General features: G+C 58.2%; 11 protein-coding genes and 1 tRNA gene. 8 read left to right on the top strand and 4 right to left on the bottom strand.

The genetic code is table 11. The features are described 5' to 3' along the window. The first annotated feature begins 91 nt into the window (after positions 1-91). Complete coding sequence (phoA, locus tag ACZ3HG_RS04715) at positions 92-1495, top strand: alkaline phosphatase (protein WP_191932649.1); 1404 nt, start codon at positions 92-94, stop codon at positions 1493-1495. 29 nt (positions 1496-1524) lie between these two features. Here phoA and ACZ3HG_RS04710 read toward each other — a convergent pair whose 3' ends face one another. Then, positions 1525-2448, bottom strand: coding sequence for a LysR family transcriptional regulator (locus tag ACZ3HG_RS04710; protein WP_191932648.1), 924 nt, complete (start codon positions 2446-2448; stop codon positions 1525-1527). An 86-nt stretch (positions 2449-2534) separates the two neighbouring features. Between ACZ3HG_RS04710 and ACZ3HG_RS04705 the strand changes: the two genes are divergently transcribed. Beyond that, positions 2535-3023 (top strand): GNAT family N-acetyltransferase, encoded by a 489-nt coding sequence (locus tag ACZ3HG_RS04705; RefSeq protein ID WP_465332044.1) that lies wholly within the window; start codon positions 2535-2537, stop codon positions 3021-3023. 79 nt (positions 3024-3102) lie between these two features. On the opposite strand, the gene ACZ3HG_RS04700 is transcribed toward ACZ3HG_RS04705, so the two are convergent. Next, positions 3103-4974, bottom strand: coding sequence for an amidohydrolase (locus tag ACZ3HG_RS04700; RefSeq protein ID WP_465332042.1), 1872 nt, complete (start codon positions 4972-4974; stop codon positions 3103-3105). Positions 4975-5294: 320 nt separating this feature from the next. Between ACZ3HG_RS04700 and ACZ3HG_RS04695 the strand changes: the two genes are divergently transcribed. The 5 genes from ACZ3HG_RS04695 to ACZ3HG_RS04675 are packed head-to-tail and all read left to right on the top strand — an operon-like array spanning position 5295 to position 12536. Further along, complete coding sequence (locus ACZ3HG_RS04695) at positions 5295-5987, top strand: hydrolase (protein WP_191932645.1); 693 nt, start codon at positions 5295-5297, stop codon at positions 5985-5987. Positions 5988-6041: 54 nt separating this feature from the next. Continuing rightward, a complete protein-coding gene (locus tag ACZ3HG_RS04690) occupies positions 6042-6293 on the top strand; it encodes a DUF1427 family protein (RefSeq protein WP_465332039.1) in 252 nt (83 codons plus the stop codon). Positions 6294-6295: 2 nt separating this feature from the next. Beyond that, the gene (locus tag ACZ3HG_RS04685; protein ID WP_191933110.1) at positions 6296-6550 is read left to right on the top strand and encodes a XapX domain-containing protein; all 255 of its coding nucleotides are present in this window, start codon (positions 6296-6298) and stop codon (positions 6548-6550) included. A gap of 41 nt (positions 6551-6591) precedes the next feature. Beyond that, positions 6592-6978 (top strand): response regulator transcription factor, encoded by a 387-nt coding sequence (locus tag ACZ3HG_RS04680; RefSeq protein WP_191932643.1) that lies wholly within the window; start codon positions 6592-6594, stop codon positions 6976-6978. Next, the gene (locus ACZ3HG_RS04675; protein WP_465332037.1) at positions 6975-12536 is read left to right on the top strand and encodes a trifunctional serine/threonine-protein kinase/ATP-binding protein/sensor histidine kinase; all 5562 of its coding nucleotides are present in this window, start codon (positions 6975-6977) and stop codon (positions 12534-12536) included. Before ACZ3HG_RS04680 ends, ACZ3HG_RS04675 begins: the two co-directional genes overlap by 4 nt. Positions 12537-12589: 53 nt before the next feature. On the opposite strand, the gene ACZ3HG_RS04670 is transcribed toward ACZ3HG_RS04675, so the two are convergent. Next, positions 12590-13204, bottom strand: coding sequence for a response regulator transcription factor (locus ACZ3HG_RS04670; RefSeq protein ID WP_465332035.1), 615 nt, complete (start codon positions 13202-13204; stop codon positions 12590-12592). A 383-nt stretch (positions 13205-13587) separates the two neighbouring features. Beyond that, positions 13588-13675 (bottom strand) — tRNA-Ser (locus ACZ3HG_RS04665). Positions 13676-13870: 195 nt separating this feature from the next. On the opposite strand from ACZ3HG_RS04665, the gene ACZ3HG_RS04660 reads away from it, so the two are divergent. Next, positions 13871-15376: a peptide MFS transporter gene (locus tag ACZ3HG_RS04660; protein WP_465332033.1), complete on the top strand. Its 1506-nt coding sequence runs from the start codon at positions 13871-13873 to the stop codon at positions 15374-15376. Positions 15377-15429 lie beyond the last annotated feature (53 nt).

Here is a 15429-nt window from a genome sequence, read left to right as displayed (position 1 = left end):
GGTCATCCTGCTGACACGAAAATGAAATAGTTGTATCGCAGACTGACGCCTGGAAACATTAAGTTAAATTTATTCATGGAGATCGCCCTAAATGAAACATAAAGCTTTTGCTCTTTCCCTGCTGACATCCCTGATCTGCTCTTCCGCCGTGGCGGATATTGCCACCTATCATCGTGCCGCCCAGGGGGATATTACTCAGCCTGGCGGGGCAAGACGCCTTACCGAAGATCAGACCGAAGCGCTTAAAGCGTCACTGAGCAACAGCACAGCGAAAAATGTCATTCTGCTGATTGGTGATGGCATGGGCGATTCGGAAATTACCGCAGCGCGTAACTATGCAGAGGGCGCAGGCGGCTTCTTTAAAGGGATTGATGCCTTGCCATTGACCGGGCAGTACACCCACTACTCGCTGGATAAGAAAACCCATAAACCGGACTACGTGACTGACTCTGCTGCGTCAGCGACCGCCTGGGCCACCGGCGTAAAATCCTATAATGGTGCGATTGGCGTGGATGTGAACGGAAAGGATTATCCCTCGCTGCTGGAGCTGGCCAAAGCGGCCGGTAAAGCCACGGGCAATGTTTCTACCGCCGAACTGGAAGATGCCACCCCGGCTGCGCAGATTGCCCATGTCACCTCGCGTAAGTGTTATGGCCCGGTAAAAACCAGTGAACTCTGTGCCAGCAACGCGCTGGAAAAAGGCGGGAAGGGCTCCATTGCCGAGCAGCTGCTGAACGCCCGCGCCGATGTGACGTTGGGCGGCGGTGGCAAAACCTTCGCCGAAACCGCAAAAGCAGGGGAGTGGCAGGGTAAAACGCTGGAGGAGCAGGCAAAACTGCGTGGCTATCAGTGGGTGAACGATCTGGACGGCATGAACGCGCTGACCGAAGCCAGTGACGCTAAGCCGGTCCTGGGCCTGTTTGCCGACGGCAATATGCCGGTACGCTGGAAAGGGCCGAAAGCCACTTATCACGGCAACCTCGACGGTAAACCCATTACCTGTGAAGTAAATGCAGAACGTCCGGCCTCAACCCCGACACTGGCGCAGATGACGGAGAAAGCGATTTCGCTGCTGGACCGCCAGGAGAAGGGCTTCTTCCTGCAGGTGGAAGGGGCGTCTATCGATAAGCAGGACCATGCTGCCAACCCGTGTGGTCAGATAGGGGAAACCGTCGATCTGGATGAAGCGGTGCAGAAAGCACTGGCGTTTGCACGCAAAGATGGCAATACGCTGGTGATTGTGACTGCTGACCATGCGCACTCCAGCCAGATTATTGCCAACGACAGCAAAGCACCCGGCCTGACGCAGACGCTGATCACCAAAGATGGCAGCCCAATGACCCTCAGCTACGGTAACTCAGAGGAAGACTCTCAGGGGCACACCGGCACGCAGCTGCGCATTGCGGCTTACGGCCCGCATGCGGCCAACGTGGTGGGACTGACCGATCAGACCGATCTGTTCTATACCATTAAAGCGGCACTGGCTCTTAAATAAAACGCTTTCCGGGCGGGTTACCGCCCGGTTCAGGCGAGCCCCCCGTCAAAGGCGCTGACGATCTTTGCTTTAATCCACTCGGTGGGTTCTCTTTTGGCGCTGCGCCTGTGCGAGAAGATCTTTACGGTAAAGGGCGGGGCGGCAAAGGGGAGTTTGAATATTTTCAGTCCTGCGGCCGGGGCGAAGATGGACGCAACATATGAGGGGATCGCCATCAGCAGCGGGCTGTCGGCGATGATAAACGGGGCCCCCATCATTGAGGGGGTCCTGATGGCAATTTTGCGCTTCAGGCCCAGCCGGGTCAGGTGCGTGTCCAGCAGCCCCTGTTTTTCATTCCACGGCGTCACCACCAGATGTCCGGCGGCCAGATACGCTTCCAGCGTGAGGCTGTCACGCCGCGCATCGCTCACCACCACAAACTCGTCGCTGAATAAATCCGTTTCTTCCAGATCGGGGTGCCCCCTTTCACCCGGCTCGCTGAAGCTCAGAGCCATATCCATTTCCCCGGCAAGCAGTTCGTTGAGCGCTGGGTTATGCGGCAAATGGCAGAGTTCGAAACTCAGGCCTGGAGCCTCATGTTGTAGCATCTGCATCAGGCGGGGAAACACGCAGAAAGCCGTATAGTCCGTCACGGCGATGTTGAACGTGACCTCGCTGGTCGCCGGGTCAAAGGCTTCTGCCGGGCAGAGATAGTGGTTAAGCGCCGCCAGATTCTGAGCAATGTGAGGGGCCAGCTGGCACGCGTAAACGCTGGGACTCATTTTGTGTCCGTCGCGAAAAAACAGCGGGTCCTGCAGAAACTCCCGCAGTCTGGAAAGGGCATGACTCAGGGCAGAGGTGCTCATCGACAGCTCAACCGCAGCCAGTCTCACGGAGCGATGCCGGTATACCGCGTCAAAAACGGGCAGGAGATTTAAATCCAGCCGCCGCAAAATAGGGTGCATGAAATTCATCCGCTATTGATTATATTGCACTTAATTCATCGAAGATTACCGATTATGCTGATGCTCATCAATCCCAATAAGTAAGTGATCGCGCTATGGCTATTTCGGTTCGCAAGGCCACCCCCGAAGATGCAGAGTCTGTCTACGGTATGATTGCCGGATTATCGGTGTACGGGCATGGACTGCCGCCGCCGCTGACCAGTGCAGAGGCGCTTGGCAGGACGCTGTTTGATCCGGCGGGCAATACCGAAGCTTTTATCTGCGAAATGGACGGTGTGATGGCGGGCTTTGCTGTGGTCTCAGTCAGCTATTCCGCCTGGCTGGGACGCAGTGGGTTTAACCTGGAGGATCTCTATTTCTCTCCCGACTATCGCGGTCTGGGGGCCGGAAAGGCGTTGCTGCAGTTTATCGCCCGGCAGGCGGTACAGCGGCAGTATGGCCGGATTGAATGGAGTACCCTGAACTGGGATCAGTCGGCCAAAGATTTTTACCAAAGTATTGATGCGTTGCCCCTGAATGAATGGGTGCGCTACCGGCTTGACGGTGCGGCGCTGCAGCGATTTGCCGGGGCGGAGGCGGTCTGAATACGCCGGGAGGCGCAGATAAAAAAAACCGCCCCGCGAACAGGCGGGACGGTGGCAGGCAGGGCGGTTTACGCTGGCATCAGAAGGCGAAGCAGCTGCAGCCGAGCGCCCCCCAGAAGGCATTTTCCTCAGAAACTGGCAGACGAGCACCCCGGGCGACATCGTGTGAGTGACTGTGGACACCGCAGGGACCGCTGCACTGGTGGGGCTGCTGCTGCATGCCCACTCTGGCGGCGGGTGGCGCACTGCGATAGTGACCCGGCACGTTAACCACCGGCGACCACTCCGGCAGCACAGGGATCGGCGGTGGGGCTTCAGCGCTGAATGAACCGGCGGCATACACAATATTGCCGTCGACAACGGTCAGGACGGACTCAATGCCCTTGATCTCCTCTTCCGGCACGCCGAAGTAGTCTTTGCTCAGTACCGCCATATCCGCCAGCTGGCCAACTTTGATCTGGCCTTTTTTGCCCTGTTCGCTGGAGAACCACGCGCTGCCCTGGGTCCACAGCATCAGCGCCGTTTCGCGATCGAGGCGGGCGTTGACATCATACATCTGCATTCCGCCTACGGTGCGGCCAGACACCAGCCAGTAGAGGGCGGTCCACGGATTATAGCTGGCGACGCGGGTAGCATCGGTTCCCAGGCCGACAGGGACCCCGGTTTCCAGCATCCGTGCTACCGGTGGGGTATGGCGGGTGGCTTCAATGCCATAGCGCTCGGCAAAGTATTCGCCCTGGAATGCCATACGGTGCTGCACGGCAATGCCACCGCCCAGCTCCTTGATACGGTCAATATTACGCTGCGTCACCGTTTCGGCATGGTCGAAGAACCAGTGCAGGCCGTTAAACGGGATATCGCGATTGACCTTCTCAAACACGTCCAGCATGCGGCTGATGGACTCGTCGTAGGTGGCATGCAGGCGGAACGGCCAGCGGTGCTCAACCAGGTGACGCACCACGTGCTCCAGTTCATCTTCCATTCCTGGTGCCAGATCAGGACGGGGTTCGAGGAAGTCTTCAAAGTCAGCGGCCGAGAAGACCAGCATTTCGCCGGCGCCGTTGTGGCGGAAGTAGTCGCTGCCCTGGCCTGGCGTCAGCATATCGGTCCACTTTTCGAAGTCTTCCAGCTCATGCCCGGGACGCTGGGTAAACAGGTTATAGGCGATGCGGATCGTCATCTGCTGCTTCTCGTGCAGTTCGGCGATCACCTGATAGTCCTCGGGATAATTCTGGAAGCCGCCGCCGGCGTCGATGGCACTGGTCAGCCCCAGGCGATTCAGTTCACGCATAAACTGACGGGTGGAGTTTACCTGCTGTTCCAGCGGCAGGGTCGGGCCTTTTGCCAGGGTGGAATACAGGATCATGGCATTGGGGCGGGCAATCAGCATACCGGTTGGATTGCCGTTGCTGTCGCGCTGGATCTCCCCGCCCGGCGGGTTGGGCGTGTCTTTGGTGTAGCCGACAACCCTCAGTGCGGCGCGGTTGAGCAGGGCACGATCGTACAGGTGCAGGACAAAGACCGGCGTATCCGGCGCAGCTTCATTAATCTCATCCAGCGTGGGCATACGGCGCTCGGCGAACTGAAACTCCGTCCAGCCGCCGACCACCCGCACCCACTGTGGGGTTGGCGTACGGAACGCCTGCTCTTTCAGCATACGCAGCGCATCGGCGACGGAAGGCACGCCTTCCCAGCGCAGCTCCAGGTTGTAGTTCAGCCCCCCACGGATCAGGTGCAGGTGAGAGTCGTTCAGTCCGGGAATGGCGGTATGGCCTTTCAGGTCGATGACGCGAGTGCCTTCACCGTGATGCTGCATCACCTCCGCCTGGGTGCCGACCTGCAGAAATTTCCCGTTACGGATCGCCACGGCATCAGCCAGCGGATTCTGGCGATCGACGGTGTGAAAACGGCCATTGGTCAGAATGATGTCGGCTTTATCGAGAGTAACCATAGTACCTCCTGAGGAGCTGTCCGGCGCGGCGGCAGGGCCGCAGACAGAGAGATGTCCTGCTGCAAGCGCAGGGATAAGTAAGTGACGGGATTATGATCGGCAGGTCAGGGAAACGTCCAGTTATACAAAAGGATAGGTATACCTTCGTATAGTTATACCTAGAGATAATAGTTTGAAAAGTCGATGCTTCCTACACTGCGTTCAGACAGTGGCCCCGACGACCGCTCACTGCCGGGCAGTCGATCGGGGAGCCACTCCGTTTCTTAAGGCCGGAACACCGGTCTCGTGACCTACCTCTATCAACCTCAATGGGAACCAACATGACCAAGAGCAAACTTGAAGTCCTGACGCCGCAAAACTGCCAGATTATCTTTATCGATCAGCAGCCACAGATGGCCTTTGGCGTGCAGTCAATTGACCGCCAGGTATTGAAAAATAACGTGGTGGCCCTGGCGAAAGCGGCCAAAGTTTTCAATATTCCCACCGTGTTGACCACCGTTGAGACAGAAAGCTTCTCGGGTAACACCTTCCCTGAGCTGCTGGATGTGTTCCCGGGCCAGGATATCCTTGAGCGTACGTCAATGAACTCCTGGGACGACCAGAAAGTGCGTGACGCCCTGGCAGCGAATGGCAAAAAGAAAATCGTGGTGTCCGGCCTGTGGACGGAAGTGTGTAATAACACCTTCGCCCTGTGCGCGATGCTGGAAGGGGATTACGAAATCTATATGGTGGCAGATGCCTCAGGCGGCACCACAAAAGAAGCCCACGACTATGCCATGCAGCGCATGATCCAGGCGGGGGTGATCCCGGTCACCTGGCAGCAGGTGATGCTGGAGTGGCAGCGTGACTGGGCGCACAAAGAGACCTACAACGCGGTGATGGATATCGCGAAAGAGCATTCCGGCGCCTACGGTATTGGCGTGGATTATGCCTACACCATGGTACATAAAGCGCCTTCCCGCCAGAAGAGCGAGCACCGTACGCTGGCCCCGGTCCCTGCGCCGGTTCGCTAATCTGTCCCGCGGGCGGCTCAGTGATGAAGCCGCCCGTTTAACTAAGGAGGCTCTGTGAGTCCTTTATTCCTCTCTCTTGGGGCGGGCGTACTGATTGGCTTGCTGTATGCGCTGCTCAGGGTCCGCTCTCCGGCACCGCCTGCGGTTGCCCTGGTGGGCTTACTCGGCATGATCGTCGGCAGCACCCTGGGCACTAAACTGCTTTACCATGATGCCACGGCGGCTGTTCCGGCGGCCACCCGTCTGCCGGTCGTGGCGGAGCAACAGGCGCTCTCCCCGCAACCTGACGTGAAGCAGGCAGGCTGATGATGCTTAAAACCTATATTGTTTCGTTTTCCGCGGGCATCCTCGCCGGTATTGTTTATGCGGTGATCGACGTGAATTCGCCTGCGCCGCCGGTGATTGCGTTGCTGGGGTTGTTTGGTATGCTGGTCGGCGAACAGGTTATTCCACTGTGCCGGCGACTGATCCACCGCCAGCCGGTGACCCTGGCCTGGTTCCGCCAGGAGTGCGTACCTAAAATCAGCGGCACCCCCCCGCCGTCGGATGACAAAACCTCCTAAGGATGCGCCTCAGGGAGTGGTAAATCATTAAGGAAAACAGCATGAAGCTGTCGCAGCGCATTGTCGTTATCGATGATGAAGGTTCTGTTCGCAGTGGCTTGACCAATTTACTGCAGTCTGAGGGGTACCTGACCCGGTCATTTGCTTCGGCTGAAGCCCTGCTGTGCGATCGGGGGGCGCTTGAAGATGCGGCATTATTTATTATTGACGTTGAGCTCAGCGGTATGTCAGGGCTCGGTTTATTCCGTGAGCTGAACAGGCAACTGCAAAATCCCGCGGGGATTATTATCTCTGGCAACGGTAATGACGAAATGCACCGCGAGGCAATTGCGCTGGGAGCAATGACTTTTATGCAAAAACCCATTGATATTGATGCGTTATTCGAACAGGTCCGTCAGGCATTTTCCACCCGGACAGCGCGTCTGTGAGTTCGCTTCTGCTCTCTTTGAACAGCGCCGATGATGCGGGCTTCACGCTCAGCGAAGAGATGATCTTCACCCCGCTGGCGCAGGAAGGGAACGTCGAATGGTTACATGCCCGTCACCCTCTGACAGAGGAGGTTTTCGTGCTGGCCACGGCGGCCCGGGAAGAGGCGGTGTTGCCGGTGACCCCGTTGCTGAAAAATGAATTTTCGCTGCGCAGCAAATTATCCCCGGCGTGGTCGCTGAAGCCGTTCCGGCACACCTTATATCAGGGACGCTACGCCCTGATGTATACCGCCTTTCCCTACCGCACGCTGGCAGACAGCGTCAGCCGCACGCCCGGCAGCCTGCAGGCGTTTTTCCGCAGGGCGGGGATGCTGTGTCAGGCACTCAGCATGCTGCATCAGCAGGGTCTGGTACACGGCGATATTAAACCCTGTCACTTTTTTTTAGACGAAGACAACAGCGTCCGTCTCGGGGGCTTCGGGCTGGCCTCCCTGGAAGCCGATCTTCTGCAGCAGACCCGGATGCCGGTCAGCGGCGGTACGCTGGCTTACATGTCACCTGAGCATACCTCGCGCACGGCACATCGCGTCTCCCGGGGCAGCGATCTTTACAGCCTCGGTATCGTGCTTTATGAGCTACTGACCGGCAAGTTACCCTACGGCAGCGCCGGGGGAGGGCTGGCAGAGTGGGTTCACCATCATATTGCCTCCGAGGCACTGCCGCCCCACCGGCTGCGCCAGGAGGTGCCAGACGTCCTGTCGTCGATAGTGATGCGGCTGCTGGCTAAGTCGCCTGAACAGCGTTACCGGACGGTTGAAGGACTGCTGGCCGATCTCCGGCGCTGCGAGTCCAACCTCAAGCCTGACGGCAGCCTTGAACCCTTCCCGCTGGGCTTGCAGGATGCGCAACCCTCCACACTGTCAGCCGATACGCTGTTTACCGATCACCCCCAGGCCGGTGAGATTCTGGCGGCGTTTGACCGCGTCAGTAGCAGCGGTAAACACCAGCTGGTGGCCATCTGCGGGTCGGAAGGCGCAGGAAAAACGGCCCTGATGGCGTCGGCAGTCAAAGGCCTGCTGCAGAAAAAAGCCTTACTGACGGCGGTGAGGGCAGACCAGCATTCTCCCGTGTTACCTTATGCTATTTTCATCTCTGCCTGCAGAAACCTCGTCCTGCACCTGCTGGGCCTGCCGTCAGAGGCGATGGCGCACTGGAAGTCGCATATTACCCGCCTGCTGGGCGACTACGCCGGACAGGCGATCGGCCTGGTGCCCGAACTTGGCATCCTGCTGAACCAGGCGGCGGTCGTCGACGACGATCCGCACTCCCCGGACGCCCGGAAACGCTTAAATCTGGCAGCATGCAGCCTCGTCAAGGCCTTTACGGCTCCCCTGCGGCCGCTGGTGATCGTCATTGATGATGTTCACTGGGCGGATCAGGCCACCTTTCAGCTCCTGCAGGATCTGCTGCAGTCGAGTGACGATATCCCCCTGTTGCTGGTGATTGCGCACCGGGATAATCTGTCCTTACCCTGTCCGGCCGTCGATGCCAGTCTTGAACGTATCCGCACGGCCGCCAGCCGCATCAGCGACATTACCCCGCAGCCGCTTTCCGCCGGATGTATTGCGCGCTGGCTGGCCAGACTGTTCCATTCGCGCAGCCAGGAGACGGTGGAGCTGGCGCAAATAATTTATGAAAAAACGGCAGGTAACCCTCTGGCGACGCGGGCGTTTTATCAGCAGGCCCTGCAGGACAATCATATTGTCTGGCGTGCGCCGTTTAAATGGACCTACGATTTTAATGCACTCAGACAGGCCCACTATGCCGCTAACGTTGCGGCAGATGTCTTACCGCACCTTGCAGCACTCCCCGACGCGGCACGCCGCCTGCTGGGCCAGTTAGCCTGCAGCGGCAGTAGTGGGACGCTTGACGTCACCGTCAGTATCCTTGGTCTTCCGCTATGGGGCATCACGTCAACCCTGCTGCCGGCAGTGAACGCCAGGCTGCTTTCCCTTACCGGAAGCCACTACGCCTTTATGCACGCCAGCGTCTGTGACGCCGCGCGCGGGTTACTCTCCGCTGAGGACAAGGAGCACTTTCACCGTGCTGCGGCCCGGTATTACCTGCACGCTTACTGCCAGGATAAGCACCACACCACGCTTTTCAGGGCTGCGCATCACGTTATTACCCTCAAGAACAGGGCGCGGCTATCCCCAGATACAGGACGTTTCGCGCAGTTACTCCTCAGCGCCAGCAGGCAGGCGAGGATCGGCGGTGACGCCGTTTCAGCCTTGCGTTTTATCCGAGCCTCACACGGGCTGTACGGCCAGGCGGGGGCAGAAGAGCGTGGGGTGTTTCTGCTGGAAGAAGCGGAGTGTGAGTTTCTGAACGGTAATCTGTCTGCGGCGCTGGGGGTCAGCGCAAAAATTCTCGCCTCACCCGGTGACGTTATCGATAAAGCCGATGCGGCCAGTCTGATCGCCGAAATCCATATGCGGCAGTCTGACAGCCAGCGGGCGCTGGAAACGGCGCTGGCCTGGTTAGCCGTGTTTGGTATTGAGATGCCTCGCCACCCCGACAAAGCCGACTGTGATGACGCCAGGCTCAGACTGAAAGAGGATGTGGGGAAAAACCCCTACACCCGCTTTCGTTCCCTCCCGCGCCTGACCTGTCAGAAGACCGAAGCGATAATGGATCTGCTGGCCAGCGCCAGTACCTTCGCCGCCTTTACCTGCCCGCGTCTGCAATTTATGATCCTGTGCCGGCTGCTGCATATGACTCTGGCCCGCGGGATCAGCGGCGCGTCTACTCTGGCGCTGGCCTGGTATGGCGTGGTATGCGGCGACCGCTACGACGAGTACAGCCGGGGATTTGCCAGCGCACTGCTGGCCAGGGAACTGGTAGATAAACATGACTTTGTCCGTTATAAAGCCCGCACGCTGCTGCCGCTGGATCAGGTCAGCATCTGGACCATGCCGCTGACCTATGCCATTGAGTGCGCCAGAGCGACATTTGATGTTGCTGTTGAAACCGGGGACCGTACCTCTGCATGCCTGGCACTGCGCCACATCACCATGAATTACCTGGCGCGCGGCGATCATCTGGATGGCGTACATACCTCCATTACCCGCAGCATGGTGTATGCCCACAAAGCGCACTATCGCGATGTGGAAGTGATTCTGGGTATGCAGCTGGACTATGTGATGTTCCTGCGTAAACCGTCAGGAGAGCCATTCTCAGGCGAGGCGTTTACCGTGCCCGTTCTCAGCGGCGTGCAGCGGAAAAATGCCATTGAACCGGTGTTTCTGATGCAGTTCTGGACGCACCTGTACAAAGGGATGGCACACTTTTTTGCCGGGGAATATAAGGCTGCCTGCCGCTGCTTTACCGAGGCGGAGCCCTTTACCGGGCTGATCCCCGGGCATGTCCATATGCTCGACTTTCATCTTTACAGTGCGCTGTCGCGCACCATTCCACTGGAGCCTGCAGATTTCAGTGAAGACGACCGTCAGGGACTGATGCGTCATCTGGATAAAATCGCTCTCTGGTCCTGTGAGAACGAGAAAACCTTTGCTGACAAAGAAGCGTTACTGCGTGCGGAATTGTCCAGGCTGGAGCAGCAGCCTCAGCAGGCGATGGAGCAGTATGAAAAAGCCATTGAGCTGTCGCGCAAGGAGCAGTTCCACCATATCAACGGCCTGGCGTTTGAGCTAGCGGCGCGGCAGGCACAGGCCCGTGGCATGACCTTTGCCGCCGGGGCCTATCTGAGAGGGGCTCTGTCCGCGTGGGAGCGCTGGGGGGCGGGGGCGAAAGTCTGCCAGCTGGAAACGCGCTACCCTGATCTCGCCCGGCAGCCGGCCCACACCGCGCTCAATACGGTCACCTTTGAACAAAGCGCGGCGATGAGCGATATGCAGAGCATGGTCACGGCCATGCGGGCACTGACGGAAGAAATTAATCTCGATCGCCTGATCCACACCCTGATGGTGATGCTGGTTGAACGGGCCGGGGCACAGCACTGCCTGCTGATCCGCCTGACCGGGGGCAATATACCGGAGATTCAGGCCAGGGCGTCGAGCACCGTCGACGGGGTGCGGGTCCGAAGGGTGAAGGAGCTGCCGGTGGCGACGGATTTGCCGCTGTCCGTGTTATCTGCCGTGATCCGTACCGGACAGGAAATTCGCACCGGTAAACCGGACGTGTTCAGCCCCTTTAGTCAGGATAATTACCTGGTCGCATCCGGCGCGGCGGTGATGTGCGTACCGATGTTCCGTCAGGGGAAGATGGTAGGCGTGCTGTATCTGGAAAACCGCCTGATGCCGGATGTGTTTACCGCCGAGCATTCGCGGATTGTTGCCATGCTGGGTGCGCAGGCCGCTGTTTCGCTGGAAAATGCCCTGCTGTATGCCGACCTGGTTGATGAAAATATACAGCGCGGCAAAGTCGAGAAACAGCTTCGTGCCAGCCAGACCTCGTTAATGCTCGGTGAAAAGATCAGCCATACCGGCACCTGGCACTGGCATCTTGCGCCGGATATTCAGTATATTTCCGATGAATATAAACGGATTATGGGACTGCCGGCCGACCAGACCCGCACCTCAATGGCCGAATTCCAGCGCCGCGTCCACCCGGATGATATTGACTGTCTGAAAGAGCTGATTGAAACCAGCGTGCGGCAGGGCGTCAGCATGCGGGCAGAATTCCGCATTATCCGCGATGATGGTGAATGCCGTTATATCAAAGGCATTGGTGAACCTGTCGAAAACTGGCCCGAGGTGGCGGAGTTCTTTGGCACGCTGACGGACATCACCGCACAGCGTCACGCTGAAAACGCCGTCAGAATCGCCCAGGCTGAGCTGGCCCGCGTCGCCCGCGCCACTACGGTGGGGCAGCTGACCTCCTCGATTGCCCATGAAATTAATCAGCCGCTGATGTCGATTGTCGCTAATGCGGGTGCCAGCCTGCGCTGGCTGAAACGCGACCCGCTGCACCTTGAAAACGCCAGCCAGAGCCTGGAAGAAATCATCAAAGAAGGCCGCCGCGCCGGGGAGATCATTCGTGGACTGCAGGCGCTGACCCGGAACAGTCAGTCAGCCTTTTCCCCAACCAGGCTGCACCTGCTGGCCCGGGATATCTTGAGCCTGTCACGGCTGGAGCTTGAGCGGCGCAGCGTGTCACTGGAGCTGGAATTCAACGCCGAAACCGACGAGGTCATCGGCGAAAGCGTTCAGCTCCAGCAGGTGCTGCTGAATCTGGTGATTAACGCGATTGAGGCTATGTCGGATAATCCGGGGCCGCGCACCCTGCGGCTGGCTTCGTCTAACCCCGGCGGGGAGGTGATCCGCATTGAGGTGGCTGACAACGGCACCGGGATGTCAGACGAGGTGATCGGCAGAATATTTGATTCTTTCTACACCACTAAAGCGGAAGGGATGGGCGTGGGGCTGACCATCAGTCATGAGATCATCAAACGCCACGGTGGCGTCCTGAGTGCGGAAAACCGGCCCGGTGGCGGCAGTCTGTTCTGGTTTACGCTGCCGCTGAACAGGGCGCAATGACTCTGAGCGACAGGCCGCCGGGACGGGCGGCTTTATCATGGCCTGGGGGCAGGTTATTCGTCCTGAAACAGGTTCAGCTTTTCGGCCGCCCGAACCAGTTCTGACACCGAACGCACCTGCATTTTATCCATGACTCTGCGCTTATGCACTTTCGCCGTGATCTCACTGATGCCCATTTCTGCGGCGATCTGCTTGTTGAGTAATCCACGCGTAACCCACTGCATCAGCTCTTTCTCCCTGGGCGTCAGTGAGTGAAAGCGCACGGTGAGTCCCACTTTTTCCTGTGAAGCGGTCATGCTTTTCTCAGCCAGCTGCAGGGCGTCACGCACCACGTTCAGCAGCTCGTCAGGCATGACCGGTTTGGTGAGGAATTCGAATGCACCGGCTTTCATTGCCCTGACGGTGATCGGAATGGTGCCGAACCCGGTAAGGAAAATAGTGGGGATGGTGTAACCCCGTGCGGTGAGGCTGTGGGAGACGTCAAAGCCGTCAGGACCGGGCATATTCAGGTCAACAATCAGGCAGGATGGGGTGTGGTACTGAGGCTGGGATAAAAATTCGTCAGGGGACATAAAAGCGGATACTGAATAGCCCTCTGAGCTCAGAAGGTTTCGCAGGGCGGTGATGATGGATTCGTCATCATCAACGAGATACACCGTTTGATTCATAAACGCTCATTTATATTTTACGACTTCTTTTAGCGTTCCAATATACCTTTTATTGGGGTTAACCGGAATGATAAAACTAACCTGAAAACGGCTGTCCTGCCGTTTTGTCGACCCCTTGCGAGGGTTCTTCACGCGCTCTCTGGCCGTGCCACAGGCAAAAAAAATGCCTGAACTTTCGCTCAGGCATTCTCTTGAAATAGGGTGGTGAGAGAGGGGGCTCACGCGCGCCATCCCTGGCGCTCGCCCTGCGGGCAGCCTGCGGCCGTGCAAAACGGCTGTCCTGCCGTTTTGTCGACCCCTTGCGAGGGTTCTTCACTCCCTCTCTGGCCGTGCCACAGGCAAAAAAAATGCCTGAACTTTCGCTCAGGCATTCTCTTGAAATATGGTGGTGAGAGAGGGGTTCGAACCCTCGATACGTTGCCGTATACACACTTTCCAGGCGTGCTCCTTCAGCCACTCGGACACCTCACCATATTGTTGCCGCAGCCGGGGCTGCTGACCGGCGCTAATGTAGGGGATAAGGCCCGGTGCGGTCAACCGTCATTCCAGAAAAATGTGTGCGTTTAGTCAGTTTTACACCACTTTGCTGATTTAAACGGCAGTAGCACCGATCAATCCCCACTTTACCCCCTATCCGTGCCGCCCCGGACGGTGAAAAGGTGCATAATGATCCGCTTCATTTGGCAGGAAATACTGAGGTTAGTTGTGGAGCAGTCCAACCCTATACCCCAACAGCGCGTGCCGGGCGGAACCGGTGCGCTGTTCTTTATTCAAATCTTCGCCACCATGGGCTTTGCCGTGCTGTATTCCAGCCTGGTGCTGTACGCCACTAAGCGATTAGGGTTCAGTGAAGGGCAGGCCAATACCATGATGGGCGTATTTGGCGCCTTTAACTACGGGTTACATCTGTTTGGTGGCTATCTGGGAGGGCGTTTTCTCAGCAACCGCAATCTGTTCGTGCTGGGCATGGTGCTTCAGGTGGCAGGCTGCTGGACACTCTCCGGGCAGAGCGCCGAAGGGCTGTACTGGGGGCTGGCGATGTTCCTCACCGGCAGCGGCCTGAATGTCACCTGCATCAACATGATGCTGACCCAGCGTTTCAGACCGGAAGATAACCGCCGTGAGAGCGCCTTCCTGTGGAACTACGCCGGGATGAACCTCGGGTTCTTCCTCGGGTTTACCGGCGCGGGCTATTTCCAGCTGAGTGAACACTATGAGGCGTTGTTCCTGTTTGCCACCGTCGGTAATGCTGTTGCCATTGTGATCTCGCTGCTGTGCTGGAAAATCCTTGCTGATATCAATACCCCGCTGCTCCAGGCCAGTCCGCGTCAGTTCCGCTGGCGGATGCTCGGCGGGCTGGCGGTGCTGCTCCTGCTGGTGCCGACAATCCGGCTGATGCTCAACCACGCGGGCTTTACCGGAACCTTTGTCCTCGTGCTGGGGGCGGCGATATTTCTGCTGCTGTGCCTGACCACGCTGCGCCACCGGCCTCGCGACGAGCAGCGCCGGATGGGCGCATACCTGATCCTGGCGCTCGGTTCACTGGTGTTCTGGACGCTGTATCAGCTGGCGCCGATGGGGCTGATGCTGTTCACCGAACACAATATCAACCTCAAAGTCTGGGGCATTCGTGTGGCTCCGCAGTGGGTACAGAATATCAATACGCTGGTGATTGTTATCGGCGGGCCGCTGCTGGCGCTGCTGTTCCGTAACCTGCGTGAACGCGCATGGCGCATTGATATTCCGCTACAGTTCTCTGCTTCTTTATTCTTCATTGGTCTTGGTATGCTGGTTCTGCCGCTGGGTATTGCGCTGGCGGGGGGCGATGGCATTGTGGCGTTCAAATGGATCGTCATCAGCTACGTCCTGCAGAGCATCGGTGAGCTGCTGATCTCACCCATCGGTTACGCGATGATCGGCAGGCTGGCTCCGCCACGCTATCAGGGGATGATGATGGGCTGCTGGATGATGGTCACCGGCGTGGCGTCAGTGCTGTCGGGCCACGTCTCCGCGCTGATGCCGGAAAACAGCGGCAGCACGCCGCTGCTCACCAACCCGGGCTACAGCCATATCTTCAGCCTGCTGGGCTGGGGCAGCGCCGCGACTGGGTTGCTGCTGGTGTGCCTGATCCCTTTCTTACGTCGTCTGATCCAACAGGTTGAACACCGCTAACCAGACCGGGGCAGACCGCTGCCCCAGATTTCACTTGCCAGCTGCGCGGTTTT

Source organism: Erwinia sp. PME.40.26/001 (assembly GCF_055556675.1).
Note: the sequence above shows the minus strand (reverse complement) of the source record. Positions and strands in the feature narration are given on the sequence as shown.

Bases quoted from the DNA above. Each gene is read 5' to 3' on its own strand.
- ACZ3HG_RS04670 (WP_465332035.1), bottom strand. From the start codon at position 13,204: ATGAATCAAACGGTGTATCTCGTTGATGATGACGAATCCATCATCACC.
- ACZ3HG_RS04705 (WP_465332044.1), top strand. From the start codon at position 2,535: ATGGCTATTTCGGTTCGCAAGGCCACCCCCGAAGATGCAGAGTCTGTC.
- ACZ3HG_RS04695 (WP_191932645.1), top strand. From the start codon at position 5,295: ATGACCAAGAGCAAACTTGAAGTCCTGACGCCGCAAAACTGCCAGATT.
- ACZ3HG_RS04680 (WP_191932643.1), top strand. From the start codon at position 6,592: ATGAAGCTGTCGCAGCGCATTGTCGTTATCGATGATGAAGGTTCTGTT.
- ACZ3HG_RS04660 (WP_465332033.1), top strand. From the start codon at position 13,871: ATGATCCGCTTCATTTGGCAGGAAATACTGAGGTTAGTTGTGGAGCAG.
- ACZ3HG_RS04700 (WP_465332042.1), bottom strand. From the start codon at position 4,974: ATGGTTACTCTCGATAAAGCCGACATCATTCTGACCAATGGCCGTTTT.
- ACZ3HG_RS04710 (WP_191932648.1), bottom strand. From the start codon at position 2,448: ATGAATTTCATGCACCCTATTTTGCGGCGGCTGGATTTAAATCTCCTG.
- ACZ3HG_RS04685 (WP_191933110.1), top strand. From the start codon at position 6,296: ATGCTTAAAACCTATATTGTTTCGTTTTCCGCGGGCATCCTCGCCGGT.
- phoA (WP_191932649.1), top strand. From the start codon at position 92: ATGAAACATAAAGCTTTTGCTCTTTCCCTGCTGACATCCCTGATCTGC.